Here is a 26,256-nt window from a genome sequence, read left to right on the forward strand (position 1 = left end):
TGCTCGCGGCTGGCGAAGCGAGACGGTGATTGCCTCGTGGGCCGGAGTGCTGGGTGTCCCGTCGGGTCGAGGCCCGAAGACCCCGCCCGACCCTTAAGAAACCTCGGCTCACGGCCACACCAGGCAGTACGCCTGATGCCCCGCGTCGTGCAGCCGGTGCGAGAAGTCCTGCCACTCGTGGAGCAGCTGGTAAACGTTGAACGCGTCGCGCGGACCGCCGCGGTCCGGGACCGTCGACCAGATGAAGGCGGCCGCGCCGACCGCCTCCTCGCCTATGTCCCGCAGGGGGTCCACCACCGTCATGGGGAGCTTCACGACCGCGTAGTCCGGGTGCAGGACGACCAGTTCGAGCGGCGGCACCTTGTGCAGGGGGACGCCCTCGATGCCCGTGAGCACCATCGCGGCCATGGTCTCCGGCTTGATCTTGGTGAACATGCCGCCCATGCCCAGCTCGTCCCCGCCGAGCTCCTCGGGGCGCATGGAGATCGGGACGCGGGCCGCGGTGGCGCCGTCCGGCGCACCGAAGTACTTGTACGTCACCCCCACCCGACCACCATTCCTGCTCCCCGCCCCGTTCAGAGGGCCGATCCGCTCCGGTTCGCCGTGTGTACGACGTGTCTGATCCGATTCCTCCGCTTCGCGTCGGTGCCTTCCCCGCCGGGCACGTCGAGGACCCAGGTCGTCGGTCCCCTCGCCCAGTCCGCCACCGCGATGCATATCTCCACCCGACTGCTTTTCTAGGACGCGTGGCCCCCGCCGCGCAACCCGATCATCGTGACAGTGACCTCCCCCACGGCCGCCCGCCGAAACGTGCGGTGAAACATCCGTCCGCGAGATCTTCGCGGGCCCCGGCCGCCCCGGCCGTGCGAGCTGTGTGCACCAGGGGTCAGTTTCGCAGATCACGGCCGGTACCGGGCCCCGATCGGGAGGTCGTCGGGCCACGGACGCCGCGCCGGGCCCCTGGCCTACCCTGAAACGAGTCACAGCAGCCGCAGCCCGGCGAGACACCCGGGACGTCGGAAAAGGTCGGAGAAGTCGCAGGTCATGAGCGAACTGCCATATTCGTACGAAGCCCCAGCCTCGCAGGCGCTGTTCGATCGTGCCGCGGCCGTCACTCCCGGTGGTGTGAACTCACCGGTGCGTGCCTTCCGCGCCGTCGGCGGCACGCCCCGGTTCATGGTCTCCGGCAGCGGGCCCTACCTGACCGACTCCGACGGGCGCGAGTACGTCGACCTGGTGTGCTCCTGGGGGCCGATGATCCTCGGGCACGCGCACCCCGAGGTGATCGCCGCCGTGCAGGAGGCCGTCGCGCGCGGCACCTCCTTCGGCACGCCCGGTGAGGGCGAGGTCGCGCTCGCCGAGGAGATGGTCGCGCGGATCGAGCCGCTGGAGCAGGTGCGGCTGGTGTCCAGCGGCACCGAGGCCACCATGTCGGCGATCCGTCTCGCCCGCGGCTTCACGCGGCGCAGCAAGGTGATCAAGTTCGCCGGCTGCTACCACGGCCACGTGGACGCGCTGCTCGCCTCCGCGGGCTCCGGCGTGGCGACCTTCGCGCTGCCGGACACCCCCGGTGTGACCGGCGCGCAGGCCGGCGACACCATCGTGCTGCCGTACAACGACCTGGACGCCGTGCACGCCGCGTTCGCCGCGCACCCGGGCGAGATCGCCTGCGTGATCACCGAGGCGTCGCCGGGCAACATGGGCGTCGTCCCGCCGCTGCCCGGCTTCAACCAGGGCCTGAAGGACGCGTGCGCCGCGAACGGCGCGCTGTACATCTCCGACGAGGTGATGACCGGCTTCCGCACGAGCCGCGCCGGCTGGTACGGCGTCGACGGTGTGCGTCCCGACCTGATGACCTTCGGCAAGGTGATGGGCGGCGGCTTCCCGGCCGCGGCGTTCGGCGGGCGCGCCGACGTCATGGGGCACCTCGCCCCGGCCGGCCCCGTCTACCAGGCGGGCACCCTCTCCGGGAACCCGGTCGCCACGGCCGCCGGTCTCGCCCAGCTGAGGCTGCTCGACGACGCCGCGTACGAGAAGGTGAACGCGGTCTCCGCGCAGATCCGGTCCCTCGTCACCGAGGCGCTGACCAAGGAGGGCGTCGCGCACACGCTGCAGAACGCCTCCAACATGTTCTCCGTGTTCTTCACGGAGAACCCGGTCCGCGACTACGAGGACGCCAAGAAGCAGGAGTCGTTCCGCTTCACCGCGTTCTTCCACTCGCTGCTGGCGAACGGCGTCTATCTGCCGCCGTCGTCCTTCGAGTCCTGGTTCGTGTCCACGGCCCACGACGAGCGGGCCGTCCAGCGCATCGCCGACGCCCTCCCGGCGGCGGCCCGAGCAGCGGCGGAGGCCACCGCGTGAGCTCCGAGAAGAAGCCCGAGGCCGAGGACGTCACCGTCGTCCACGTGATGCGGCACGGCGAGGTCGAGAACCCGGACGGCGTGCTCTACGGCCGCCTTCCCGGCTACCACCTCTCCGAGCTGGGCCGGCGTATGGCCGACCGGGTGGCCGAGCACCTGGCCCCCCGGGACATCGTCCATGTGTGCGCCTCCCCGCTGGAGCGGGCGCAGGAGACGGCCGAGCCCATCGCCAAGGCGCACGGCCTGGACATCGCCACCGACCGGCGGCTGATCGAGGCGGAGAACGTCTTCCAGGGCAAGACCTTCGGCATCGGCGACGGCGCGCTGCGCCGCCCGGCCAACTGGAAGCACGTCGTCAACCCGTTCAGGCCGTCCTGGGGCGAGTCGTACGTCGACCAGGTGGTGCGCATGATGGGCGCGCTGGAGGCGGCGAAGGACGCGGCCCGCGGCCACGAGGCGGTGCTGGTCAGCCACCAGCTGCCGATCTGGATCGTGCGGTCCTACGTGGAGAAGCGCCGGCTGTGGCACGACCCGCGGCGCCGCCAGTGCACCCTGGCCTCGCTGACCACGTTCACCTACCGTGGCGACAGAATCGTCTCCGTGGGATACAGCGAGCCCGCGCTCGACCTGGTGCCCGCGCATCTGCGGGCGGGCGCCAAGCCGGCGAAGGGCGCCGGCAAGGCCTACGGCGCGTGACGCCCGTGTGAGGGCGGTGCGCCGCCCTCACGGCGGCTTCCTTGCGGAACCTCCGCGTCCGGCGGGAACCTCCCTCTGCGTCAACTCCTCTGAATGGGTGACCACTCAGGGACATGACGAAGGGGGACGCCATGCGCGCTCTCTCCCGCAGGGGAATGCTCGGGCTCGGCGCGGGGGCCGCCGCCGCCGTCTCCTTGGCCGGCTGCGGCGGCCCCGGCTCCGACGGACCGACCCCCGCCGGCGGTTCCCGCCCGGGGGCCGGGGACCGTCCCGCGTCGCCGAAGCCGAAGCCGACCGCGACGGTCCGGCCGATCGGCGACGGCTCCACCTCCTTCACCGGAAGGCAGCCCCACCAGCCCGAGCGGCCCGTGCCGCTGGAGCCGGGTCAGACGCCCCCGCAGTTCGTGGTGTTCTCCTGGGACGGCGCCGGCGAGGTCGGCAACGGGCTGTTCCCGCGCTTCCTCGACCTCGCCAAGGAGCACGGGGCGTCCATGACGTTCTTCCTCTCGGGGATCTATCTGCTCCCGGAGTCGAAGAAGCGGCTCTACGACCCGCCGAACAACCCGCGCGGCGCCTCCGACATCGGCTACCTCACCGACGACCACATCAAGGACACGCTGAGGAACCTGCGCCGCGCCTGGCTCGAGGGCCATGAGATCGGCACCCACTTCAACGGGCACTTCTGCGCCGGCTCGGGCAGCGTCGGCAACTGGACCCCGAAGCAGTGGCGCAGCGAGATCGAGCAGGCGACGTCGTTCGTGAAGGAGTGGCGCACCCACTCCAGGTGGACCGACGTCGAGTCCCTGCCGTTCGACTACGACAAGGAGCTCGTCGGCGGCCGTACGCCCTGTCTGCTGGGGCAGGACCGGCTGCTGCCCACCGCCCGTGAGCTGGGCTGGCGCTACGACGCCTCCTCGCCCGGCGGACGTCAGGTCTGGCCGTCCAAGAAGCAGGGCATATGGGACCTTCCGCTCCAGCAGATACCTTTCCCCGGACGCTCTTTCGAGGTCCTCTCGATGGACTACAACATGCTCGCCAACCAGTCGGTCAACTCCACCAACGCCCCGGCCCACAACTACCCGGGCTGGCGACAGCAGTCGGCGCAGGCGTACATATCTGGCTTCAAGCGGGCATATGAGACCAATCGGGCTCCCTTCTTCGTCGGCAACCACTTCGAGCAGTGGAACGGCGGCATCTACATGGACGCCGTCGAGGAGGCCCTGACGCACATCGCGCGGGAGAAGGAGAAGGGCGGCGACGTGAGGATCGTCTCCTTCCGGCAGTTCTGCGACTGGCTCGACGTGCAGAAGCCCGAGATGCTCGACCGGCTGCGCACCCTGGACGTCGGCCGGCAACCCTCCGGAGGCTGGCAGGCGTTCACGCGTGACCTCGCGGGCAGCCCGTCCACGAGGGCCGCCGACCCCGCCTGAGATGCGGTTTTCCGCCCGGACCTGGGTGCGCAGGGGGGTGCGCAAGATCCCCGGAACGGACATGCGAAACTTTTCACATGAGTGCCGACAGCCGCGCCCCCCAGCGCTCGAACCGAGCCGCGCAGAGCTCGTACCGCGCCGCCCGTGCCGTGCGCGCCCGCCGTCGTGCCGCCCTGGCCGCCGGCGCCGCCGCGGCCGCACTGCTCCTGACCGCCTGCGGCTCCGGAGGCACCTCCGGCGGTGGCGGCGACACCGGCTTCGTCACCGGCACCGACGGCATCTCCACCGTCCCCGCGGGCGAGCGCGTCGCCGCGCCCGACCTGTCCGGGAAGACCCTCGAGGGCGAGCAGCTCGACGTGGGCGACTACAAGGGCAAGGTCGTCGTCCTCAACGTCTGGGGCTCCTGGTGCAACCCGTGCCGTGCTGAGGCCAAGTACTTCGCCAAGGTGTCCAAGGAGTACGCGGACCAGGACGTCCAGTTCGTCGGCATCAACACCCGCGACGGCAGCACCACCGCCGCGCTCGCCTTCGAGAAGGACTTCGGCATCACCTACCCGAGCCTGTACGACCCCACGGGCAAGCTGATGCTCCGCTTCGAGAAGGGCACGCTCAACCCGCAGGCCATCCCCTCCACCCTGGTCCTGGACCGGGAGGGCCGGGTCGCCGCCCGCTCGCTGACCGCCCTCGACGAGGAACGGCTGCGGAAGATGCTCGAACCGGTCGTCGCGGAGAAGTGACGTGACGGCCCTGCACACGCTCGCCGCGGAGACGGGCTACAACGGCACGGTGCTCAACGGCGCCCTGCTGGCGGCCCTGCCCATCGCCGTGCTCGGCGGGCTGGTCTCCTTCTTCTCGCCCTGCGTCCTGCCGCTCGTCCCCGGCTACCTCTCCTACGTCACCGGCGTCTCCGGCACCGACCTCGCCGAGGCCCGGCGCGGCCGCATGGTCGCCGGCGCCTCCCTGTTCGTGCTCGGCTTCACCGTCGTGTTCGTCTCGGGCGGGGCCTTCTTCGGCTACTTCGGGCAGACGCTCCAGGAACAGTCGGGCGTACTGACCAAGGTGCTCGGCGTCTTCATGATCCTCATGGGCGTCTTCTTCATGGGCCTGATGCCCTGGCTCACCCAGCGGGAGTTCCGCTTCCACAAGCGCCCGGCGACCGGTCTGGTCGGCGCGCCCGTGCTCGGCGCCCTCTTCGGCATCGGCTGGACCCCCTGCATCGGGCCCACCCTCGCCTCCGTCCTCACCCTGTCCGCGCAGCAGGAGAGCGCCGGACGGGGCGCGGTGCTGACCGTCGCGTACTGTCTGGGGCTGGGCGTCCCCTTCGTGCTCGCCGCCGTGGCCTTCCGCAAGGCGCTCGGCGCCTTCGGCTGGGTGAAGCGGCACTACGTCTGGGTGCTGCGCATCGGCGGCACGATGATGATCGCGACCGGCGTGCTGCTGCTGACCGGCGCGTGGGACACCCTCGTGGCGGAGATGCAGACCTGGTCCAACGGCTTCACGGTGGGGATCTGACCCGATGAGCGACACCACGACGGACAAGACCACCACGACCGGCGACGACCAGGACCTCGGCGCCGCCGGCTCCCAGCTGTCCACCGCGCCCGTGGAGGACGCTCCCTCGCCCCATCTGCCCGCCCTCGGCGTGATCGGCTGGGCCCGCTGGTTCTGGCGGCAGCTCACCTCCATGCGGGTGGCGCTGCTGCTCCTGCTGCTGCTGTCGCTCGCCGCGATCCCCGGCTCGCTCATCCCGCAGACCGGCATCAACGAGGCGCAGGTCGCCGACTTCCGCGAACGGCACGACGTCCTCGCGCCCGTCTACGACAAACTCGGCCTGTTCCACGTCTACAGCTCGGTGTGGTTCTCCGCGATCTACATCCTGCTGTTCGTCTCCCTCATCGGCTGCATCGTGCCCCGCACCTGGCAGTTCGTCGGCCAGCTGCGCGGCCGTCCGCCGGGCGCGCCCCGCCGGCTGACCCGGCTGCCCGCGCACACCACCTGGCGCACCTCGGCCGACCCCGAGGAGGTCCGCGAGGCCGCCCTGGCGCTGCTGAGGAAGCGCCGCTTCCGCGCCCACGCCGTCGGCGACGCCGTCGCCGCGGAGAAGGGCTATCTGCGCGAGCTCGGCAACCTGGCGTTCCACCTCGCCCTCATCGTCATGCTGATCGCGTTCGCCTGGGGCCAGCTGTTCAAGTCCGAGGGCAACAAGATCGTCGTCGAGGGCGACGGCTTCTCCAACACACTCACCCAGTACGACGACTTCAAGTCCGGCAACCTCTTCACCAACGACGACCTGGAGCCGTTCAGCTTCGACGTCAAGGAGTTCACCGGCACCTACGAGCGCACCGGCCCCAACCGGGGCACCCCGCGCACGTACGAGACCGAGGTGACGTACACCGAGGGCGCGGACGGCGAGGAGAAGAACGCCCTCATCAAGGTGAACAAGCCGCTGGAGATCGGCGACGCCAAGGTCTACCTCGTCAGCCACGGCTACGCGCCCGTGGTGACCGTCCGCGACGGCAAGGGCGAGATCGTCTACCAGGACGCCGTGCCGCTGCTGCCGCTCGACAACAACGTCACCTCCAACGGCGTCGTCAAGGTCCTCGACGGCTACCGCAACCCGCAGGGCAAGAAGGAGCAGCTCGGCTTCCAGGCCTTCTTCGTGCCGACCTTCGGCGGGTCCGCGAGCGGCACGATGCTCTCCCAGTTCCCGGCGCTGGACTACCCGGTGCTCGCGCTCAACGCCTACCACGGCGACCTGAAGGCCGACTCCGGCATTCCGCAGAGCGTGTACCAGATGGACAAGACGAAGATGAAGGAGTTCAAGGACGCCGACGGGGAGCTGCTGAAGAAGCTGCTCACGCCCGGCGAGACCATGACGCTCCCCAACGGCGCCGGCTCGATCACCTTCGAGAAGGACATCAAGGAGTGGGCCGGCTTCCAGGTCGTCCAGGAGCCGGGCGGCGGCTGGGCGCTCGGCGGCGCCCTCGCCGCGATCGGCGGCCTGGCCGCTTCCCTGTTCGTCCAGCGGCGCCGCGTGTGGGTGCGCGCGGTGCGCGGCGACGACGGTGTGACCGTCGTCGAGATGGCGGGCCTCGGCCGCAGCGAGTCCGCGAAGGTGCCCGAGGAGCTCGGCGACCTCGCCGGGATCCTCTACGAGCGGGCGCCCGGCGTGCCGGACGGCACCCCCGAAGACCCCGGTACGCCCGAGGCGTCCGGAATCACCACGTCCACCGACACCGACTCTCAAGCCGTGCCTGCCGAAGGGGCTGAGCAGCAGTGACTCTCGCCGCCGCGACCAACGAGAACCTCGCGGAGATCAGCAATGTGCTGATCTACTCCGCGATGGCGGTCTACACCCTCGCTTTCTTCGCGTACATCGCCGAGTGGCTCTTCGGCAGCCGCAGCAAGGTCGCCCGCACGGCGGCCGCGCTCACCCCGAAGGCGGCCGCCGCGGGGACGGCGCCGGCCGTGACCGTGCGGCAGGGCGGCGGCACCGCCGTCCTGGAGCGGCCCAAGGTCACGGTCCGCGCCGCGTCCGGCTCGCGTGACGTGCCCGACGGGCCCGGGGCCCACGGCGGCGACGAGCAGGGCGACCTCTACGGGCGTATCGCCATCTCCCTCACCGTGCTCGCGTTCGCGCTCGCCTTCGGCGGGGTGCTCACCCGCGCGCTGTCCGTGGAGCGGGCGCCGTGGGGCAACATGTACGAGTTCAACATCACCTTCTCCACGACCGCGGTGGGCGTGTACCTCCTGCTGCTGGCGCTGAAGAAGAACGTGCGCTGGCTCGGCCTGTTCCTCACCACGTCGGTCCTCCTCGACCTCGGTCTCGCCGTCACTGTTCTGTACACCGCCAGCGACCAGCTGGTTCCCGCCCTGCACTCGTACTGGCTGTACATCCACGTCTCCACGGCGATCCTGTGCGGCGCGGTGTTCTACGTCGGCGCGTTCACGACGGTCATGTACCTCTTCAAGGACTCGTACGAGAACAAGCTGGCGAACGGCGGCAAGCCGGGCGGCTTCGCCACGTCCTTCCTGGAGCGGCTGCCCGCGGCGGCCTCGCTGGACAAGTTCGCCTACCGCGTCAACGCGGCCGTGTTCCCGCTGTGGACGTTCACGATCATCGCGGGCGCCATCTGGGCCGGCGACGCGTGGGGCCGCTACTGGGGCTGGGACCCCAAGGAGACCTGGTCCTTCATCACCTGGGTCGCCTACGCCGGCTACCTGCACGCCCGCGCCACCGCCGGCTGGAAGGGCCGCAAGGCCGCCTACCTGGCCCTGCTCGCCTTCGCCTGCTGGCTGTTCAACTACTACGGCGTCAACATCTTCGTCAACGGCAAGCACTCCTACGCCGACGTCGGCCTCGGCGTGCTCCAGGCGGCCGGTTTCTGACCCGCCCCGCCAGGCACCGCACGGAGGCCGCCCCGGACGACAGTCCCGGGGCGGCCTTCGCCGCGTTCATGCCCCGATGTCCTCGTTCCACAGCTCCGGGTTCCGGGCGGTGAACTCCCGCATCAGGGCGACGCACTCCGGGTCGTCGAGCACCACGACCTCCACACCGTGCTCCGCCAGCCAGTCGTGCCCGCCGTGGAAGGTGACGGCCTCCCCGATCACCACCCGCGAGATCCCGAACTGCCGCACCAGCCCCGAGCAGTACCAGCAGGGCGACAGCGTGGTCACCATCGTCGTCCCCCGGTACGACCGCTGCCGTCCCGCCGCCCGGAACGCCGCCGTCTCCGCGTGCGCCGACGGATCCCCGTCCTGCACCCGCCGATTCCTCCCCCGCCCCCACAGCGTCCCGTCCGCCCCGTACAACGCGGCCCCGATCGGCACACCCCCTTCTGCCAGCCCGGCCCGCGCCTCGTCGAGCGCCGTGACCAGCCAGATGCGGTCGAGATGCCTCTCCATGGCGTCGGTGCCCTTCGTCGGCGAAGACGGGTGCGAGTCGAACTGACGGTATGTCACCCTACGTACTCGCAGCACGACTTGGGGCTGTCGCGGCGGAAGATGTACCGTCCCGCCATAGGTCGTGGCGGGTCCATGGAGACTCGCGGTGACACGCGGGAACGGGGACACAGGTGAGCGGGGAAGACGTGACCGGCCTCACGGGCAGTGGGGCCGAGCCGTTGCAGGACGACGACCCGCGCCGGATCGGGCCGATCCCGCTGCTGGGGCGGCTCGGGGCCGGCGGCATGGGCCGGGTGTACCTCGGCGTGCACGAGGGCCGGTACGCGGCGGTCAAGCAGGTGCTGCCGTCGATCGCCGGGGAGGACAAGGACTTCCTGCGCCGCTTCGGGCACGAGCTGGACAACCTCGCGCGGCTCCCCGACGAGGCCACCGCCCCGTTGCTCGCGGGCGACCGGAACGCCCGGCCGCCCTGGTTCGCCACCGCCTACGTGCCCGGCATCACCCTGCGGGAGGCCGTCGACCTGCACGGCCCCCTGCCCCGCGAGGCGCTGTGGCTCCTGCTCCGGGAGGCCGCCGCGGGACTGGCGGCGGTGCACGCGCTGGACATGGTGCACCGCGACCTCAAGCCGTCCAACGTCATGCTGACCCTGGACGGCCTCACCCTCATCGACTTCGGCGTGGCCCGCGCCGCCGACCAGAGCCAGCTCACCCGGACCGGCATGGTGGTGGGCACGCCCGCCTACATGTCGCCCGAACAGGCCTCCGGCAAACGGGCGTCGAGCGGCGTCGTCGACGTCTTCGCGCTGGGCTCCGTGATCGCGTACGCCGCCTCCGGCCGGCCGCCCTTCGGCGACGAGTCCGGGCACGCCGTGCTGTACCGCATCGTGCACGAGGAACCCGATCTGGGGCCGCTGCGGGAACGGGACCCCGAGCTGGCCGACGTGGTCGCGTCCTGCCTGGACAAGGACCACGAAGGCCGGCCCACCGCCGCGGAACTGGCCGGACTCGCCTCCGGGCACTGCGCGTCCACCGCTCCGCCGTGGCCCGCCGTCATCGGCGAACGGCTGGCCGAGCGGGCCGCCTTCGCCGCCCGCACCCCGGACCCGCAGGACCTTCCGGCGACCGTCGGGGCGACCGGGCCGGAGAGCGAGCCGGCGGAGGAACCCGCGAGGACGGAGAAGCGGGAGGAGAAGAAGGCGGAGCCGGAGACGCCGCGCAAGGAGCGCCGGCGGCGCGTCCTGCCCGTCGTCGTGCCGGTCGTGGTCGTCGTGACCGGAGGCACCCTCGCCTTCCAGCTCCTGCCCTACGTCACGGACTCGGGGAACGCCGCGGGCGGTCCCGCACCCTCCGCGTCCGTCACCGTCTCCGCCGACGTCACGCCGTCCGCGACCGCGGGGCCGGGAACGCCGTCGCCGTCCGGCAGCGCGTCCGGCTCGAAGAAGCCGAAGGACGACGCGGAGGGGCGGGAGAAGGACAAGGGATCCGGGGACGCCGGCGCGGGCGCCGGCTCCGGTGACGGGGTCGGTGCGGGCGACGGCGGGGCGGACACCCCGCCCGGCTCGGGCGGCGACGACGGCGGCGGCGACGGCAGTTCCGGCGGCTCCGGCGGTGGGGACCCGGACTCCGGCGCCGGGTCCCCGGGAGGCGGCGCGACCCTGCGCAACGGATCAAGCGGACGGTGCCTCACCGGTTCCGGGGGAGCCGGCTACGGCAACGTCTCCGTCGGCGACTGCTCCTCCCCGGCGGCACAGTGGAGCCTTCAGGGCGCCTCGGGCGGCACGTACCGGATCGTCCACACCTCGTCCGGCAACTGTCTGTCCGCCTACGGATCGATGCACATGGGGACGTGCGGCGGGGACGACGCCCAGACGTGGCGTCTCGGTTCGGGCGGCACCGTGGTCCTCGCGAAGACCGGCAGGTGCCTGGAGCACTCCCGGCCGAGCGGCTTGATCATGGTGCGGACCTGCGAGGGCACGGCGACCCAGAGCTGGACCCGGGCGTAGCGCCGGCGGCGGGCCGGCCGGCCCGGCAGGGTCAGTCGGTCCTGGGGTCCTCGTCCGGGTCGCGGTCCTTCTCGCGCTTCTTGTCCTCGTCGAGGGACTTCAGGAAGTCCGGGTTGTCGTCTGGGGCGACCCACCGGCCGCGGCCGCCGCCCCAGGCGGAACCGCCCGCGCCGGCGGGCTGCCGCTTCTTGCCGGCGATGAGCCAGGAGATCGAACCGACCAGCGGGAAGAGCAGGACGAGGATCGCCCACAGCGGCTTGGGCATGTGCCGGATGTCGTCGTCCTTCGTGCTGATGCAGTCGATGAACGCGTAGACGCTCAGGGCCAGTGGCACGAGGAACATGAGCACCCGAAGCATGGGGCCTCTCCAGCGAAAGAGGTGGGCGGTACCAGTCCAGCGTAGCCGCTCGGGGATACTGGACCCCATGGCTTACGACGATCTTCGCTCCCTGCTCAGGGCGCTGGAGCGCGAGGGCGACCTCAAGCGCATCAAGGCCGAGGTCGACCCGCATCTGGAGGTCGGTGAGATCGTCGACCGGGTGAACAAGGCCGGCGGTCCCGCCCTGCTCTTCGAGAACGTGCGCGGCTCCTCGATGCCCCTCGCCATGAACGTCTACGGCACCGACCGCCGGCTGCTGAAGGCGCTCGGCCTGACGTCGTACGCGGAGATCGGGGAGAAGATCGCCGGGCTGCTCAAGCCCGAGCTGCCGCACGGGTTCGTCGGGGTGCGCGAGGCGTTCGGGAAGCTCGGCGCGATGACGCACGTGCCGCCGAAGAAGGTGAAGTCGTCCGACGCGCCCGTGCACGAGGTCGTCCTCACCGGCGACGACGTGGACCTGGAGCGGCTGCCCGCGCTGTTCACCTGGCCCAAGGACGGCGGCTCCTTCTTCAACCTGGGTCTCACCCACACCAAGGACCCCGTGAGCGGTGTCCGCAACCTGGGTCTGTACCGCCTCCAGCGCCACGACAAGCGCACCATCGGCATGCACTGGCAGATCCACAAGGACAGCCGCAACCACTACCAGGTGGCGGCCCGCCGAGGGGAGCGGCTGCCGGTCGCCATCGCCTTCGGCTGCCCGCCGGCCGTGACGTACGCCTCCACCGCGCCGCTGCCCGGCGACATCGACGAGTACCTGTTCGCCGGGTTCCTCCAGGGCAAGCGGATCGAGATGGTCGACTGCAAGACGGTCCCGCTCCAGGTGCCCGCGCAGGCGGAGGTCGTGATCGAGGGCTGGCTGGAGCCCGGCGAGATGCTGCCCGAGGGCCCCTTCGGCGACCACACCGGCTTCTACACCCCGCAGGAACCGTTCCCCGCGCTGACGATCGACTGTGTGACGATGCGGAAGCGTCCGCTGCTCCAGTCGATCGTGGTCGGCCGCCCGCCGACGGAGGACGGCCCGCTGGGCCGGGCCACGGAGCGGTTCTTCCTGCCCCTGCTGAAGATCATCGTCCCGGACATCGTGGACTACCACCTGCCCGAGGCCGGCGGCTTCCACAACTGCGCGATCGTCTCGATCGACAAGAAGTACCCGAAGCACGCGCAGAAGGTCATGCACGCCATCTGGGGCGCGCACATGATGTCGCTGACCAAGCTGATCGTGGTCGTCGACTCCGACTGCGACGTGCACGACCTGCACGAGGTCGCCTGGCGGGCGCTCGGCAACACGGACTACTCCCGCGACCTCACCGTCGTCGAGGGCCCGGTCGACCATCTCGACCACGCGTCGTACCAGCAGTTCTGGGGCGGCAAGGCGGGCATCGACGCGACGAAGAAGTGGCCGGAGGAGGGGTACACGCGCGACGGGGGCTGGCCCGACATGGTCGAGTCCGACCGGGAGACCGCCGCGAAGGTCGACCGCCGCTGGAAGGAGTACGGACTGTGACCTCGGCCTCCGCCGCCCTCCCGCAACAGCCGGGACGTACCAAAGCGTTCCTGCGCCTGGTGATGATCGAACATTCGGTGTTCGCGCTGCCCTTCGCCTACATCGCCGCGCTCACGGCGATGTACGAGTGGGACGCGAACATCCACTGGGGGCGGCTGTTCCTCGTCACCCTCGCCATGGTCGGCCTGCGCACCTTCGCGATGGCCGCCAACCGCATCATCGACCGCGAGATCGACGCCCGTAACCCGCGCACCGCGCACCGCGAGCTGGTCACCGGCGCGATGTCGGTCAGGCACGCCTGGACCGGCGCGCTGATCGCGCTCGCCGTGTTCCTCGGCGCGGCGGCCCTGCTCAACCCGCTGTGCCTGGCGCTCGCGCCCGTCGCCGTGATCCCGATGGTGGTGTATCCGTACGGCAAGCGGTTCACCAACTTCCCGCAGGCCATCCTCGGTCTGGCGCAGGCGATGGGCCCGGTCGGCGGCTGGCTGGCGATCACCGGGTCGTGGTCCTGGGACGCGGTCGTCCTCGGCCTCGCGGTCGGCATCTGGATCGGCGGCTTCGACCTGATCTACGCCTGCCAGGACGTCGAGACCGACCGGGAGGTCGGCGTGAAGTCCGTCCCGGCCCGCTTCGGCATCCCCGCGGCGATCTGGGGCGCCCGCGCCTGCCACACCGTGACGACGGCCCTGTTCGTCTGGTACGCGGTGCTCACCGACGCCGGCGCCTTCTTCTGGCTGGGCCTGCTGATCGTGGCCGCCGCGTTCGTCTACGAGCACACCATCGTCCGCCCGCACGACCTGACCCGCCTCAACCGCGCGTTCTTCAGCGTCAACGGCTTCATCGGCATCGCGCTGTTCCTCTGCGCCCTCCTGGACCTGCTGGTACGCGGTCTGACCGTGTGAGCGGGCGGGGTCAGCCGACCGGCACGCGGGAGCGCGTCGGGCGGCGGAGGAGGAAGGCCGCCGCCACGCCCGCGGCCAGGCCGATCAGATGGCCCTGCCAGCTGACGCCGGACTGGGTGGGGGCGAGGCCCGCGAGGATCGAGCCGCCCCAGACCGCGGCCACCAGGACGCCGGCCAGCACGCCCAGCGGACGGCGCTCCACGAAGCCGCTGACCAGCAGATAGCCGAAGAGGCCGAAGATCAGGCCGGAGGCGCCCGCGGTGTTGCTGTCCGCCGGCGATATCAGCCACACGCCCAGACCGTCCGCGACGACGATCAGCGCGCACACGGCGAGGAACCGGCGTATCCCGCCGAGCGCCGCGAGGAAGCCCAGCACCAGCAGCGGCACGCTGTTCGCCGCCACATGGGAGAAGCCGAAGTGCACGAAGGCGGACGGCACCACGTCCACCAGCTCGGACGGCGTGCGGGGCACGATGCCGTAGCCGTCCAGCGCGTGGCCGGTCGCGACGTCGACGACCTCGAGCACCCACAGCAGCGCCACCCAGCCGGCCATCAGCACGGCGGCGGCCCGCACCCGGTCGCCGCGCGACCACGCCGGACGCGTGTCCGTCATCGTCCACCCCCGCCCGCCGAGCCGTTGTCCGGTAGAACGCCCGGAGACCCTGGCCCGGTTCCCGTCCTGCGACTTTGGATAGGCTCGGTCCCGTGAACCCAGCCAAGCCAGGAGAGACGCGGCGATCGCCTTGGATCGTAGGGGTCTCGGGCGCCTCCGGCACCCCCTACGCCGCGGCCGTGCTGCGCGCGCTGCTCGCGGCGGGGGAGAGCGTGGACCTCGTCGTCAGCCGGGCCTCGCGGCTTACCCTGCTGGACGAGACCAAGATCGCCTTCCGGGACGCCCACTGGCGTGACGACCTGCGGGAATGGCTGTCCCGGGGGGCGGACGGCAAGCCGGACACCTTCTCCGTCGACCTCGGCGCGGTACGGTACTGGGCCGCCGGCGACCTCGCGGCCGGACCGTCCTCGGGGTCGTACCCGAGCAAGGGCATGCTGATCGTGCCCGCCTCCACGGCGAGCGTCGCCGGAGTGGCGCTCGGGCTGTCCAAGGACCTGCTGCAGCGGGCGGCGAGCGTGACCCTCAAGGAGCGCCGCCCGCTCGTCGTGGCCGTGCGGGAGACCCCGCTGAACGGCCAGACCCTGCGGCACCTGGTGGCCCTGGACGACGCGGGCGCCACCGTGCTGCCCGCCTCACCGGCCTTCTACGCGGGCGCGACGCACATCCAGGACCTGGTGGACTTCGTCGCGGGACGCGTACTGGACGCGGCGGGCGTCCCCCACACCCTGTACCGCCGCTGGGAGGGCGAACTCGGCGGAGGATCCCGCGCGGACGACTGACCCACCCGCCCCGCGGCCCGGCGCCCCGCCGGACCGGGGCGCACCTCACGGCACCACCTCTCGGAAACTTCGTACCTCTTCAGTGGAAGGCATCGATTCGATGGACGCGGTGGACAGGCAGCTCATCCAGGCCCTGCGGGAGAACGGCCGCGCCTCCTACGCGGAGCTGGGGCGCCTCGTCGGTCTGTCGGGACCCAGCGTCACCGACCGCATCAACCGGCTGGAGGCGGCCGGCGTCATCACCGGCTACCGCGCCACGGTGGACGCCGCCTCGCTCGGCCTCGGCGTCATCGCCCTCATCGGCATCTCCCTCTCCGACGCCGCCGACCACGAGGACGTGGCGCAGCGGCTGAAGGACCTCCAGGAGATCGAGGACTGCTGGTTCATCGCCGGCGACGACTCGTTCATGCTCAAGGTGCGCGCCACGGACGTGGACGGCCTCGAGCGGATCATCCGCCGGCTGTCCGGCACCAAGGGCGTCTCCCGTACCCGCACCACGATCGTGCTCTCCACCAAGTGGGAGAACCGCGTCGGTGAGCTGCCCGAAGAGGTCGGCTGACCGGGGCGTACGGTGGGACGGGTCTGTCTTCTGGGAAAGAGGTAACGGCATGGACGTCGGGCTCAAGCGCGAGCTGGAGGAGAAGGTCCGCTCCGGTGAGCGGCTGACCCGCGAGGACGGCATCGCGCTCTACGAGTCGGACGACCTGGCGTGGCTGGGCGGCCTCGCGCACGAGGTGCGCACCCGGCTCAACGGCGACGTCGTGCACTTCAACGTCAACCGCCACCTCAACATGACCAACGTGTGCACGGCGTCGTGCGCGTACTGCTCCTTCCAGCGCAAGCCGGGGGAGAAGGACGCCTACACGATGCGCATCGAGGAGGCGGTGAAGCTCGCCGAGGAGATGCGCTCGGAGAACCTCACCGAGCTGCACATCGTCAACGGCCTGCACCCGAACCTCCCGTGGCGTTACTACCCGCGGTCCCTGCGCGAGCTGAAGGCGGCGCTGCCGGAGGTGTCGCTGAAGGCGTTCACCGCCACGGAGATCCACCACTTCGAGACGATCTCCGGGCTCAGCGCGAGCGAGATCCTCGACGAACTCATCGACGCGGGTCTCGAGTCGCTCACCGGCGGCGGCGCCGAGATCTTCGACTGGGAGGTCCGGCAGCACATCGTGGACCACCGCACGCACTGGGAGGACTGGTCCCGCATCCACCGCCTGGCGCACGAGAAGGGCCTCAAGACGCCCTGCACCATGCTCTACGGCCACATCGAGGAGCCGCGCCACCGCGTCGACCACGTGCTGCGGCTGCGGGAGCTCCAGGACGAGACCGGCGGCTTCCAGGTCTTCATCCCGCTGCGGTACCAGCACGACTTCGTCGACATGAAGGACGGCAAGGTCCGCAACCGGCTCCAGTCGCGGACGCAGATGGCGACGGGGGCGGAAGCGCTGAAGACGTTCGCTGTGTCGCGGCTGCTGTTCGACAACGTGCCGCACGTCAAGGTGTTCTGGGTGATGCACGGCGTGCAGACGGCGCAGCTGGCGCTGCAGCACGGGGCGGACGACATGGACGGGTCGGTGGTGGAGTACAAGATCACGCATGACGCGGACAACTTCGGCACGCCGAACAAGCTGACGCGGGAGGATCTGCTGGATCTGATCCGCGACGCGGGGTTCCGGCCGGTGGAGCGGAATACGCGGTACGAGATCATCCGCGAGTACGACGGTCCGGATCCGGCGCGGCGTGAGTCGCCGCAGCCGATGCGGGTCTGACTCCCGTCGGGGGGTTCTGGCCGTCGCCGGCCGCGGCAGTGTGGTGGGCCGGTCGCGCAGTTCCCCGCGCCCCTGAGGGTGCTGAGGTGAACGCGCCCCGACAGGGGCGCGGGGAACTGCGCGAGCGACCCAGGACTGCCTGCAGCCGGAATCCCAGGGGCGCGGGGAACTGCGCGAGCGACCCGCGACTGCCCGCACCCGGGACGGGTCCGGGCCCCCGCGGCGGGTACCCGTCCCGTATGCCTCCCGAGGACGCCTACACCGCCACCCCCTTCCTCCCCTCCCGCGGCAGCCTGACCGCGCTGAGGGAGGCCGCCGCGGCCTGCCGGGGCTGCCCCCTCCACCGCGCCGCCACGCAAACGGTCTTCGGCACAGGAAAAGCGACCGCCCGCGTGATGCTCGTCGGCGAGCAGCCCGGCGAACAGGAGGACCGCCAGGGCGCACCCTTCGTCGGCCCCGCAGGGAACCTCCTCGACCGCGCCCTCGCCGACGCCGGCATCGACCTCGCCGAGGCGTATCTCACCAACGCCGTGAAGCACTTCAAGTTCACGCAGTCCGAGCCCCGCAAGCGCCGGATCCACAAGGCGCCCACCCTCCGCGAGATGACCGCCTGCGCCCCCTGGCTCGCCGCCGAGCTGGCAGCCGTCGAGCCCGAGCTCCTCGTCGTCCTCGGCGCGACCGCCGGAAAAGCCCTGCTCGGAAACTCCTTCCGCGTCACCCGGGTACGCGGCACCCTCCTGGAGGAGGAGATCCACGGCCGCCCCCAGCGCCTGGTGCCGACCGTGCACCCCTCCGCCGTCCTGCGCTCCGACGACCGCGACGCCGCGTACCGGGGGCTGGTCTCCGACCTGGAAGTAGCTGCGCGGGCACTGGAGTAAGGGCTAGCATCCATCCATGCCCCTTACTTTCACCCTGGGTCCCGACGTCACCCCCGCCCTCCGCGACGGCATCCTCGATCTGTGGACCGACGTCACCAATGCCGGCGGAGCCGTCGGCTTCGTGGCGCCGGTGACGCGGGAGGACATCCGCCCCGCGCTGCTGCGGCAGTTCGCGGACATGGCGGAAGGGCGGTCCCGGCTGGTCGTGGGGCACGACGAGGACGGGCGGGTCGCCGCGACGGCGTTCCTCACACGGAACACCCACCCCCTGATGACCCACTGGATCTGGCTCTACACGGTGATGGTCCACCCCCGCCACCAGGGCAAGGGGTACGGCCGTGACCTGCTCGCCGAGGCCGAGCGGGCCGCCCGCGCCATGGACGGCGTGGAGGCGATCCGCCTCGGCTGCCGCGGCGGTTTCGGCCTTGAGCGCTTCTACGCCTCCTGCGGCTACAAGGAGGTCGGCCGGGTCCCGGACGCGATCCGCGTGGCGCCCGGTGACGACCGCGACGACGTGATCATGCTGCTCGCGCTCACCTGAGGCCCGTACGGCCCCGTACCCCGTTGAAAGATCGCCCGCCGCTCGTGCTTCACTGGACGTCGTCCCCTTCGGGGATGTTTCTGACCGTACGCACGGAAGAGTGGATGAGATGCTCCGCTACACGCTGATGCGCCTCGGGATCTTCGCGGGCTGCCTCGTTGTCGTCTGGGCCCTCGTCTACTCCGGTCTCGCGCCGCGCGGTCTCGGCGACTCCAACGGCCTGTGGATCGTGCTGCTCGCCCTGCTGATCTCCGCGCCGATCAGCTTCGTCGTGCTGCGCAACGAACGGGACCGGGCCTCGGAGCGGATCGTGCGCCGGATGGAGCGCGCCAAGGCCAACCTGGAGGCCAACCGCTCCCAGGAGGACGCGGCCGACGACACCGCCCGCGCGCAGAGCCGGCCCTCGGGCCGGACGCAGACGTCGTAACGTCCGTCACACCCGCCCACCGCACCGCGGCGCCCCGGACTCCCTCTCACCAGGGAGACCGGGGCGCTTTGCGTTCTCTGTGCGTGTTTGCCGTCACGCCTTTCAAAGCAAGGCTTTGAGGTTCTCAAAGTTCAGGTGTTACGGTCGTCGGGTGAAGTCAGCAGCCGTGTTCCCCACGCCCCGGAGTGTTCCGCTCGTGGCGCGCCTGCACGTGGATCTCTGCCGGGTCACCGCCGCGAACTGTCAGTCCTGACACCGCGCCACCCCCGAGTCCCCCGTCACATCCCTCACGCGTCCCCCTCACCGGAGCATGTCCGTGTCCTCGAACACGCAGTTGAAGCGGTCTGTCCGCGTGCCCTTCTGGGCCCAGATACTCATCGGCCTCGCCCTGGGCGTCCTGCTCGGCTGGCTCGCCCGCAGCCAGGACCTCTCCTGGCTGGTCACCACCCTGGAGAAGGTCGGCGGCACCTTCGTCGGCCTGCTGAAGCTGGCCGTCGCCCCGCTGGTCTTCTTCGCGATCCTCGTCTCCGTCACCAACCTCAGGAAGGTCAACAACGCGGCCCGGCTGGCCTCGCGGACCCTCCTGTGGTTCATGGTCACCTCGCTGATCGCGGTGGCGATCGGCCTGGTCATCGGCCTGGTCACCAACCCGGGCGCCGGCACCGGCCTCACCCCGGCCGACGGCGCCGCACCGGAGAAGACCGGCTCCTGGATCGACTTCCTCACCGGCATCGTGCCGACCGACGTGATCACACCGTTCACCGAGCTGAACGTGCTGCAGATCGTCTTCATGGCCGCCGTCGCCGGCATCGCCGCCCTCCAGCTCGGTGAGAAGGCCCAGCCGATCCTCACCCTCAGCGAGTCCGTCCTAGAGCTGCTGCAGAAGGCCCTGTGGTGGGTCATCCGCCTGGCCCCACTCGGCACCGTCGGCCTCATCGGCAACGCCATCGCCACGTACGGCTGGAACCTGATCGGCGAGTACGCCACCTTCACCGCCGACATCTACGTCGGCTGCCTGATCGTCCTCTTCGGCGTCTACCCGGCGCTGCTGGCGACGGTCGCCAAGGTCAGCCCGGTGCAGTTCTTCAAGGGCGCCTGGCCCGCGATCCAGCTGGCCTTCGTCTCCCGCTCCTCCGTCGGCACCATGCCGCTGACCCAGAAGGTCACCGAGCGCCTGGGTGTACCCAAGGAGTACGCGAGCTTCGCCGTGCCGTTCGGCGCGACCACGAAGATGGACGGCTGCGCCGCGATCTACCCGGCCATCGCCGCGATCTTCGTCGCGCAGATCTTCGACGTCCCGCTCGGCGTCGGCGACTACCTGCTGATCGCGTTCGTCTCGGTGGTGGGCTCCGCCGCCACGGCCGGCCTCACCGGCGCCACGGTCATGCTGACGCTCACCCTGTCCACCCTCGGCCTGCCGATGGAGGGCGTGGGCCTGCTCCTCGCCATCGACCCGATCCTGGACATGATCCGCACGGCGACGAACGTCGCCGGCCAGGCGCTCGTCCCGGTCGTCGTCTCCGCCCGCGAGGGCCTGCTCGACCGCGACAAGTACAACGCGGTCCACGCCTCCCCGGTCGACGAGACTCCCGAGGTGGAGGACGCCCGCCCGGTCGCCGCGGCGGCCTGACCGGCCGATGCGGCAGAGCGTCCCCAGGTCCGTTCGCGGTCCTGGGGACGCTCTCTGTCGTCCCTGGCCCTGCGAAGCCCGCCGGCCGGCCTCCCGGAAAACGCGATCGCCGATGTCGCAGGCCGCTGTTAGCCTCCTGCCGCCCGGCCGTTCGGTGATCGGGCATTCCAGGGGAGGGGCTTTCGTTCGTGTCGGGAAGAGTGCGCAAGAGACGTGCGCTGCTGGGGAGTTGCCTGGCGGTGCTGGTGGCGGGGACGGTGGTGCCGTCCACCGCGTACGCGGCGGAGCAGGTGAATCTGCCGCCTGCCGTGCAGGATCTGCAGACCGAGTTCAAGGACTGCGCGTCGGGTGACGAGCCGGCGTATGTCGGCAGCCCTCCGGTGCTCCAGGCCCGGCTGACCGATCCGGTGGAGGACGACCGCATCGGGTATCCGGAGCAGCTCACCGCCGAGTTCGAGATCTGGTGGTCCGACCCGGACGGCACCGAACAGCGCCGCACCTGGACCACCTCGCCGTACCCCGTGGGCCTGGTCCACCGCACCAGCCTGCCGTCCGACATCCCGTCGGACACCGTGATCTCTTGGCATGTTCGGGCCAATGACGGTGTGGCGTACTCGCCCTGGAGCTCGGAGGCTCCGGGCGCCGCGTGCCGGTTCGTCCACGACGACGAGAGCCCGGCCGCTCCTGTGGTGAGCTCACCGGAGTACCCGGAGGAGACGTGGTGGAGCGGCGGGGTCGGCATCTACGGCAGCTTCACCATGGACTCCCCGTCGACGGACGTCGTCGAGTACCGGTACACCTTCCTCGGCGGTCCGAGCGGTACCGTCCGTCCCGCCGAGATGGGCGGACCCGCCACCATCCGCTACGTGCCGCTGAGCAGGGGGCCGAAGACCCTCAGCGTCCAGGCCCTGGACCGCGCCGGCCGGATGAGCATGCCCACCAACTACACCTTCCATCCGAATGCGGCGAGCGCCCCCGTCTCCCGCTGGAAGCTCGACGACGAGGCCGGCTCGGCCACCGCGGCGGCCGAGGCGGGAGAGGCGGCCCGGGCGGGACGCGGTGTGACCTTCGGCGGCCCGGCGCCCTCGGGCGCCCCGCTCTCCTCCACCGCCACCCTCGACGGCAGCCGTCACGCCTTCCTCACCACCGACAGCCCGGCCGTCGACAGCGGCGGGACCTTCGCCGTCGGCGCCTGGGTGCGCCCGGCGCGGGACGACCGTTCCATGACCGTGCTGAGCCAGGACACGGCGTCCGGCGCCGCCTACGCCCTGGCGCTCGAGGCCCCGCGGGAGGCGAGCGCCTCCTATTCCTTCACCCTCGGCGACACGAAGATCTCCGGGGGAGCCCCCGAGGCCGGCGAATGGGCCTACCTGCTGGGTCTCTACGACACCGAGACCGGGTACGCCCAGCTCTTCGTCAACGGACACGAGGTCGGCACCAAGACCGAGGCCGCCCCGGTCAGGGCGGACGGCGCCTTCCAGATGGGCCGGATCCTGGGCCCGCACGGTTACCGCCAGCGCTGGCACGGCGAGATCGGCGACGTCCGGGCGTACGACCGTCTCGTCGTCCCGAGCGAGGTGACCGAGCTGGCCCGTCGCAAGCCGAGACTGCTGGGACACTGGTCGTTCAGCACGGCCGACGACGGCATCACGCCCGAGAACGGGGGAGGAGCGTCCCTGCGGCTCGCGCCGGGTGCGTCGATCTACCGTGCGCCGGACTTCTGCATCCCCGACGTCGACCCCGACTGCCCGACGTGGCCGCGTTACCCGCTGGTCGGCGACGGACACCTGGAGCTGGACGGTGAGAGCGGTCACGTGGCTCTCGACACGCCCGTCGTCGACACCGGTGACAGCTTCACCCTCGGAGTCGTCGCACGGATCGAGCAGGACGACGCCACCCGGCCGATGACGGTGCTCTCCCAGGCCGGTGAGCACACCGACGCCTTCAAGCTGCGCTACGACCCGGCGCAGTACGCCTGGCAGCTGATCATGCCGGAGCGGGACGAGGCGGGCGCGCCGGAGACGGTCGTCGCGCAGGTCGAGATGCCGGACGGCGCCAACGGTGACGGCACGCGGCTGGCCGTCGTCTACGACGACGCGACGGACACGGTCAAGCTGTTTGCCGACGGCTACACCAACGCGGACGCCACCGCTCACCTGCGGAACGGCTGGACGAGCAGCGGTCCGCTCCAGGTCGGCCGTGCCCGCACGGCCGACGGCTTCGGCGAATACCTGAAGGGCCAGGTGGACGAGGTCCAGGCGTACGCGGGGGCCTTGAGGGACGACGACGTGATCGGCCTGGGCTGGGAGACCGATCCCTGCCTCTGCTGACGCCTTCGCCTCCGCGCCGAGGGGCGCATCCCGGCAACGAGACACGGGTGACCGTTGCTGGGGTGCGCCCCTTACGCATGCCGCCGACGTGGTGTGTGATCACCGGACCACACGATTCCCCGCGGCCAAGTGCGGGGAGGGCACCACAGGCGAAGGGGGACCCCGTGGCGCGTACGCGGGCGCAGAGCCTACGCAACGTCGCACAGTCGGTCGTCGGCGGCGCGGATCCGCGGGCCGCGGCCCGGGACGAGCTGCTCCGCCGCACCGGAGGCGGCGGCGCACAGCCGTCGGGCGGCGAGGACGAGCGGTTCGAGACGGGCGGGGGCATGGATCCGGCCGACTTCCCGGCCGCCCGGGAGCAGGACGGCAGCTCCGTCGACACCGTGATGCGGCAGAGGAGCGTGTCGCTGGACGAGGCCGGGGAGGCGCTGAGCCGCAGCGAGCAGCTGCGGGAGGACGGCGAGACGGTGCACGCCATCTACCCGATGGTGATGCCCAGGGGCCGCTCCCTGCTGTCCATGCTGCCGGTGCTGTCGCTGCTGGTGATCGGGCTGATCGGCACGTCGGTCGTGTCCGCGGCGGGCGGCTGGAGTGTGACCCAGCCGCTGTTCGGGCTGCACTACTGGGTGATCGCGGTGGCCGCGGTCGCGTTCGTGTGGTGGCGGCAGGGCCTGGTCATGGTGCCGGACGGCTGCCAGGCGATGATCACGCGGTTCGGCAAGCTGGAGAAGGTCGTCGGACCGGGGCGGGTCACCCTGCTCAGCCCGTGGAAGCGGGTGTCGTACATCGTCAACACCACCCGCGAGTACCCGTTCAACGCGCCGGTGCGGGAGGCCCCCACCAAGGGCGGGGTGAAGGCGTCCATCGACCTGTTCATCCAGTTCCGGATCAGCGACCCGGTGGAGTTCGTCTACACCCTCGGCGCGGTGCGCGGCTTCGAGGAGAAGCTCGGCAACGCGGTCAGCGAGACCATCCGCAGCCTGATCTACGAGCAGGAGGCGGCCGGCATCTACGACATGGTCGGCGAGGACAGCGGCCGGCTGCTGGACCAGCTCAACCAGCAGTTCCGCCCCGCCGTGGAGCTGACCAACGCCAACATCACGCACGCCGAGCCCTCGGACCGCCGCTACCGGATGGACCTGGCCGCGCCCGAGATGGTCCGTATGGCCAAGGAGGCGTACACCCACGAGTACGCGCTCCAGCTGCGCAAGGAGCAGGACGAGGGCGACCTCAACCGCGAGCTCGCCTCCAGCCAGGAGACGCTGTCCGCGATCCAGGCCGACATCGCCCAGTACCAGGCGCAGATGGACACCGCCGTGGAGCGCGAGACCAACCGCGCCGAGGCGCTGGCCCGCCAGCGCTACGTGCAGGCCGAGTCGGAGGCCAAGGCCAACGCGGCGCTGCTGGAGGCGCAGGCCCTGGACATCCGCGCGGTGACCGCGGCTCAGGCGCCGGAGATCCTGGAGTACCGCTACCAGCAGCAGGTGCTCGACACCCTGGAGCAGGTCGCCGACCATCTGCCGCGCCTGGTGCGCATCGGCGGCGGCGACGGCGGCGGGGCCGCCGGGATCGACTTCCTGGAGCTGGCCCGCGAACTGGTCGGCGAGCGCGGCGCGGAGCTGTTCGACGACGCCGAGATGGCCGCCGTACGGGAGCGGCTGGCGGAGGTGTCCGCGCGGATCGCCGCCCGTCAGGAGGAGATCACCGCACTGCTGGAGGCCGACCGGCCGACCGTCGTGCCGCAGATGCCCGCCGAGCCCGTCGAGGAGGTCCAGCCGTGAGTTCCGTCCGCAGTCACCGCCGTTCGGTCATCTCCGAGGCCGTCGCGCCCTGGAGCGACATCGCCCGCCTGCTGCGCGGCGGCGAGGCCGGCACCCTGCTGCCGGTCATCATCCCCAAGCACCGCCGCCGCCTGTGGTGGATGCTGCCCCTCTGGGCCGGCGCCTACGCCCTGCTCTCGGGCGTGATGCTGTCGCTGAAGGAGTCCGGGTCCGACGGGCTCGGCGGCATGGCCGCCGGCGCCCTGGCCACCCTCTCCTACATCGTCGGCGTGCTGCTGCTGGTGATCGGCGGGTTGTGGTGGTGGCGCTCCTCGATCGTCGAGATCGAGCAGGGCACCCACGGCGTGCTCACCCGGTACGGCGCCGTCGTCCGCACCCTGGACGCGGGCCGGCACTACCTGTGGCACCCCTGGTCGCGGGTCGACTTCGTCGTCGACACGGCCACCGAGATCCCGTACTCGGCGCCCGTCATGGCCTGCCCCACGCAGGAGAACGTGCCGCTGCGCTCCATCGAGTTCTTCCTGAAGTTCCGCATCACCGACGCGGTGCTGTTCGTCCGCACCATCGGCGCGGGCAACTTCGACCTGGTGCTGTCCAGCGCCGTCCAGGACGCGATCCGGCAGCGGGCCCGCAAGGTGCGCACCGAGCGCGCCTACGACCTGCGCGGCTCGGACGTCGCCGACATGCAGGACCTGCTCAACCGCCAGCTCGACCGCTACGGCGTGCGCATCACCGGCTGCAACATCCCCGACGTGCAGCTCCCGGCGCAGTACCAGCAGCACCTGGCCACCCGGGAGCAGGTGGCCAAGGAGCGCACCGCCTACGAGCAGGAGTGGGGCCTGATCCGCAAGCGCCGCATCGACAGCCTGGGCATGGACATCGAGCGGGCCAAGAAGATCCGCGACGCCCGGATCGTCGAGGTGCGGGCCGCGCTGAACCGGGCCCGGGAGGAGGTCGCCCAGCTGCTGGAGCGGCAGGAGACCGAGGCCCAGCGGGTGCGCTTCGAGATCGAGACGCGCGGCCGCAGCGGTCTGATCGCCGCCGAGAACGAGGCCCGCGCCCAGCAGGCCCTCGCCAAGGCGTACCGGGACAACCGGGCGGTGCTCCAGTACGAGCTGGCCCGCAGGCGGCTGGAGGTGGGCTCCCGGCTGGCCGGGAAGGCGCCGCGTCCGGTGGTGGTGCGCACCGACGGCGGCGCCGACACCTCGGCGCTGTCCACGCTGTTCACCGCGCAGCTGCTGCCCCGGCTCACCTCGGGCGACCGGGTGCTGAACGGGAGCGGGGTCCGGCCGGCGGACGACGGCGGCCACGACCAGCGGTAGCGGC

At 71.1% G+C, this 26,256-nt stretch carries 25 protein-coding genes; 21 read left to right on the forward strand and 4 right to left on the reverse strand.

Annotation, left to right across the window (positions count from 1 at the left end):
• Nucleotides 1-108 precede the first annotated feature (108 nt).
• Complete coding sequence (locus tag ACP7TJ_RS18515) at nucleotides 109-717, reverse strand: hypothetical protein (protein WP_176710703.1); 609 nt, start codon at nucleotides 715-717, stop codon at nucleotides 109-111.
• A 327-nt stretch (nucleotides 718-1,044) separates the two neighbouring features.
• Between ACP7TJ_RS18515 and hemL the strand changes: the two genes are divergently transcribed.
• From hemL to ccsB, 7 genes are all read left to right on the forward strand, one after another.
• Nucleotides 1,045-2,361: a glutamate-1-semialdehyde 2,1-aminomutase gene (gene hemL, locus ACP7TJ_RS18520; RefSeq protein ID WP_093765339.1), complete on the forward strand. Its 1,317-nt coding sequence runs from the start codon at nucleotides 1,045-1,047 to the stop codon at nucleotides 2,359-2,361.
• 47 nt (nucleotides 2,362-2,408) lie between these two features.
• Nucleotides 2,409-3,056 (forward strand): histidine phosphatase family protein, encoded by a 648-nt coding sequence (locus ACP7TJ_RS18525; RefSeq protein ID WP_208841192.1) that lies wholly within the window; start codon nucleotides 2,409-2,411, stop codon nucleotides 3,054-3,056.
• A 155-nt stretch (nucleotides 3,057-3,211) separates the two neighbouring features.
• Complete coding sequence (locus tag ACP7TJ_RS18530) at nucleotides 3,212-4,486, forward strand: hypothetical protein (RefSeq protein ID WP_427767397.1); 1,275 nt, start codon at nucleotides 3,212-3,214, stop codon at nucleotides 4,484-4,486.
• A 77-nt stretch (nucleotides 4,487-4,563) separates the two neighbouring features.
• The gene (locus tag ACP7TJ_RS18535; RefSeq protein ID WP_193458739.1) at nucleotides 4,564-5,223 is read left to right on the forward strand and encodes a TlpA family protein disulfide reductase; all 660 of its coding nucleotides are present in this window, start codon (nucleotides 4,564-4,566) and stop codon (nucleotides 5,221-5,223) included.
• Nucleotide 5,224: 1 nt separating this feature from the next.
• Nucleotides 5,225-5,998 (forward strand): cytochrome c biogenesis CcdA family protein, encoded by a 774-nt coding sequence (locus tag ACP7TJ_RS18540; protein ID WP_093765343.1) that lies wholly within the window; start codon nucleotides 5,225-5,227, stop codon nucleotides 5,996-5,998.
• Between the two features lie 4 nt (nucleotides 5,999-6,002).
• Nucleotides 6,003-7,766 (forward strand): cytochrome c biogenesis protein ResB, encoded by a 1,764-nt coding sequence (gene resB / locus ACP7TJ_RS18545; protein WP_427763973.1) that lies wholly within the window; start codon nucleotides 6,003-6,005, stop codon nucleotides 7,764-7,766.
• Nucleotides 7,763-8,875, forward strand: coding sequence for a c-type cytochrome biogenesis protein CcsB (gene ccsB / locus ACP7TJ_RS18550; protein ID WP_266399640.1), 1,113 nt, complete (start codon nucleotides 7,763-7,765; stop codon nucleotides 8,873-8,875). The genes resB and ccsB overlap by 4 nt, the downstream gene beginning before the upstream one ends.
• 66 nt (nucleotides 8,876-8,941) lie before the next feature.
• Here ccsB and ACP7TJ_RS18555 read toward each other — a convergent pair whose 3' ends face one another.
• Complete coding sequence (locus ACP7TJ_RS18555) at nucleotides 8,942-9,391, reverse strand: nucleoside deaminase (protein ID WP_228915603.1); 450 nt, start codon at nucleotides 9,389-9,391, stop codon at nucleotides 8,942-8,944.
• A 185-nt stretch (nucleotides 9,392-9,576) separates the two neighbouring features.
• Between ACP7TJ_RS18555 and ACP7TJ_RS18560 the strand changes: the two genes are divergently transcribed.
• On the forward strand, nucleotides 9,577-11,394 hold the full coding sequence (locus ACP7TJ_RS18560; protein WP_427763976.1) for a protein kinase domain-containing protein: 1,818 nt from the start codon (nucleotides 9,577-9,579) through the stop codon (nucleotides 11,392-11,394).
• 31 nt (nucleotides 11,395-11,425) lie between these two features.
• Here the strand turns inward: ACP7TJ_RS18560 and ACP7TJ_RS18565 are convergent, their stop codons facing one another.
• The gene (locus tag ACP7TJ_RS18565; RefSeq protein WP_266399646.1) at nucleotides 11,426-11,752 is read right to left on the reverse strand and encodes a PLD nuclease N-terminal domain-containing protein; all 327 of its coding nucleotides are present in this window, start codon (nucleotides 11,750-11,752) and stop codon (nucleotides 11,426-11,428) included.
• A 67-nt stretch (nucleotides 11,753-11,819) separates the two neighbouring features.
• On the opposite strand from ACP7TJ_RS18565, the gene ACP7TJ_RS18570 reads away from it, so the two are divergent.
• Both ACP7TJ_RS18570 and mqnP read left to right on the forward strand, forming a co-directional pair.
• Nucleotides 11,820-13,277 carry a menaquinone biosynthesis decarboxylase gene (locus ACP7TJ_RS18570; RefSeq protein WP_193458736.1) on the forward strand — a complete coding sequence of 486 codons (1,458 nt, stop codon included), beginning with the start codon at nucleotides 11,820-11,822 and terminating at the stop codon, nucleotides 13,275-13,277.
• A complete protein-coding gene (gene mqnP, locus ACP7TJ_RS18575) occupies nucleotides 13,274-14,179 on the forward strand; it encodes a menaquinone biosynthesis prenyltransferase MqnP (protein ID WP_093765350.1) in 906 nt (301 codons plus the stop codon). The genes ACP7TJ_RS18570 and mqnP overlap by 4 nt, the downstream gene beginning before the upstream one ends.
• A 10-nt stretch (nucleotides 14,180-14,189) precedes the next feature.
• Here the strand turns inward: mqnP and ACP7TJ_RS18580 are convergent, their stop codons facing one another.
• Nucleotides 14,190-14,792 carry a rhomboid family intramembrane serine protease gene (locus tag ACP7TJ_RS18580; protein ID WP_189911803.1) on the reverse strand — a complete coding sequence of 201 codons (603 nt, stop codon included), beginning with the start codon at nucleotides 14,790-14,792 and terminating at the stop codon, nucleotides 14,190-14,192.
• Nucleotides 14,793-14,884: 92 nt separating this feature from the next.
• On the opposite strand from ACP7TJ_RS18580, the gene ACP7TJ_RS18585 reads away from it, so the two are divergent.
• From ACP7TJ_RS18585 to ACP7TJ_RS18635, 11 genes are all read left to right on the forward strand, one after another.
• Nucleotides 14,885-15,571: a UbiX family flavin prenyltransferase gene (locus tag ACP7TJ_RS18585; protein WP_093765352.1), complete on the forward strand. Its 687-nt coding sequence runs from the start codon at nucleotides 14,885-14,887 to the stop codon at nucleotides 15,569-15,571.
• Nucleotides 15,572-15,671: 100 nt separating this feature from the next.
• Entirely contained in the window at nucleotides 15,672-16,130 is a 459-nt protein-coding gene (locus ACP7TJ_RS18590; protein ID WP_093765353.1) for an Lrp/AsnC family transcriptional regulator, read from the forward strand.
• A 49-nt stretch (nucleotides 16,131-16,179) separates the two neighbouring features.
• The gene (mqnE, locus tag ACP7TJ_RS18595) at nucleotides 16,180-17,343 is read left to right on the forward strand and encodes an aminofutalosine synthase MqnE (protein ID WP_390924509.1); all 1,164 of its coding nucleotides are present in this window, start codon (nucleotides 16,180-16,182) and stop codon (nucleotides 17,341-17,343) included.
• A 239-nt stretch (nucleotides 17,344-17,582) separates the two neighbouring features.
• On the forward strand, nucleotides 17,583-18,221 hold the full coding sequence (locus tag ACP7TJ_RS18600; protein ID WP_427763983.1) for a UdgX family uracil-DNA binding protein: 639 nt from the start codon (nucleotides 17,583-17,585) through the stop codon (nucleotides 18,219-18,221).
• Nucleotides 18,222-18,237: 16 nt separating this feature from the next.
• Complete coding sequence (locus ACP7TJ_RS18605) at nucleotides 18,238-18,762, forward strand: N-acetyltransferase family protein (protein WP_427763986.1); 525 nt, start codon at nucleotides 18,238-18,240, stop codon at nucleotides 18,760-18,762.
• Between the two features lie 109 nt (nucleotides 18,763-18,871).
• The gene (locus tag ACP7TJ_RS18610; RefSeq protein ID WP_093765357.1) at nucleotides 18,872-19,189 is read left to right on the forward strand and encodes a DUF4229 domain-containing protein; all 318 of its coding nucleotides are present in this window, start codon (nucleotides 18,872-18,874) and stop codon (nucleotides 19,187-19,189) included.
• Nucleotides 19,190-19,355: 166 nt separating this feature from the next.
• Nucleotides 19,356-19,442, forward strand: a complete 87-nt coding sequence (locus ACP7TJ_RS18615; protein WP_320588414.1) for a putative leader peptide — start codon at nucleotides 19,356-19,358, stop codon at nucleotides 19,440-19,442.
• Nucleotides 19,443-19,499: 57 nt separating this feature from the next.
• Complete coding sequence (locus tag ACP7TJ_RS18620; RefSeq protein ID WP_367535291.1) at nucleotides 19,500-20,819, forward strand: dicarboxylate/amino acid:cation symporter; 1,320 nt, start codon at nucleotides 19,500-19,502, stop codon at nucleotides 20,817-20,819.
• Between the two features lie 200 nt (nucleotides 20,820-21,019).
• Nucleotides 21,020-23,149, forward strand: a complete 2,130-nt coding sequence (locus ACP7TJ_RS18625; RefSeq protein ID WP_427763989.1) for a LamG domain-containing protein — start codon at nucleotides 21,020-21,022, stop codon at nucleotides 23,147-23,149.
• A gap of 164 nt (nucleotides 23,150-23,313) precedes the next feature.
• Nucleotides 23,314-24,930, forward strand: a complete 1,617-nt coding sequence (locus ACP7TJ_RS18630) for an SPFH domain-containing protein (RefSeq protein ID WP_189911800.1) — start codon at nucleotides 23,314-23,316, stop codon at nucleotides 24,928-24,930.
• A complete protein-coding gene (locus tag ACP7TJ_RS18635) occupies nucleotides 24,927-26,252 on the forward strand; it encodes an SPFH domain-containing protein (protein WP_320586168.1) in 1,326 nt (441 codons plus the stop codon). Before ACP7TJ_RS18630 ends, ACP7TJ_RS18635 begins: the two co-directional genes overlap by 4 nt.
• Nucleotides 26,253-26,256 lie beyond the last annotated feature (4 nt).

The sequence above is a fragment of the Streptomyces sp. DSM 41931 genome, assembly GCF_050271085.1.
GTDB lineage: Bacteria > Actinomycetota > Actinomycetes > Streptomycetales > Streptomycetaceae > Streptomyces > Streptomyces albogriseolus.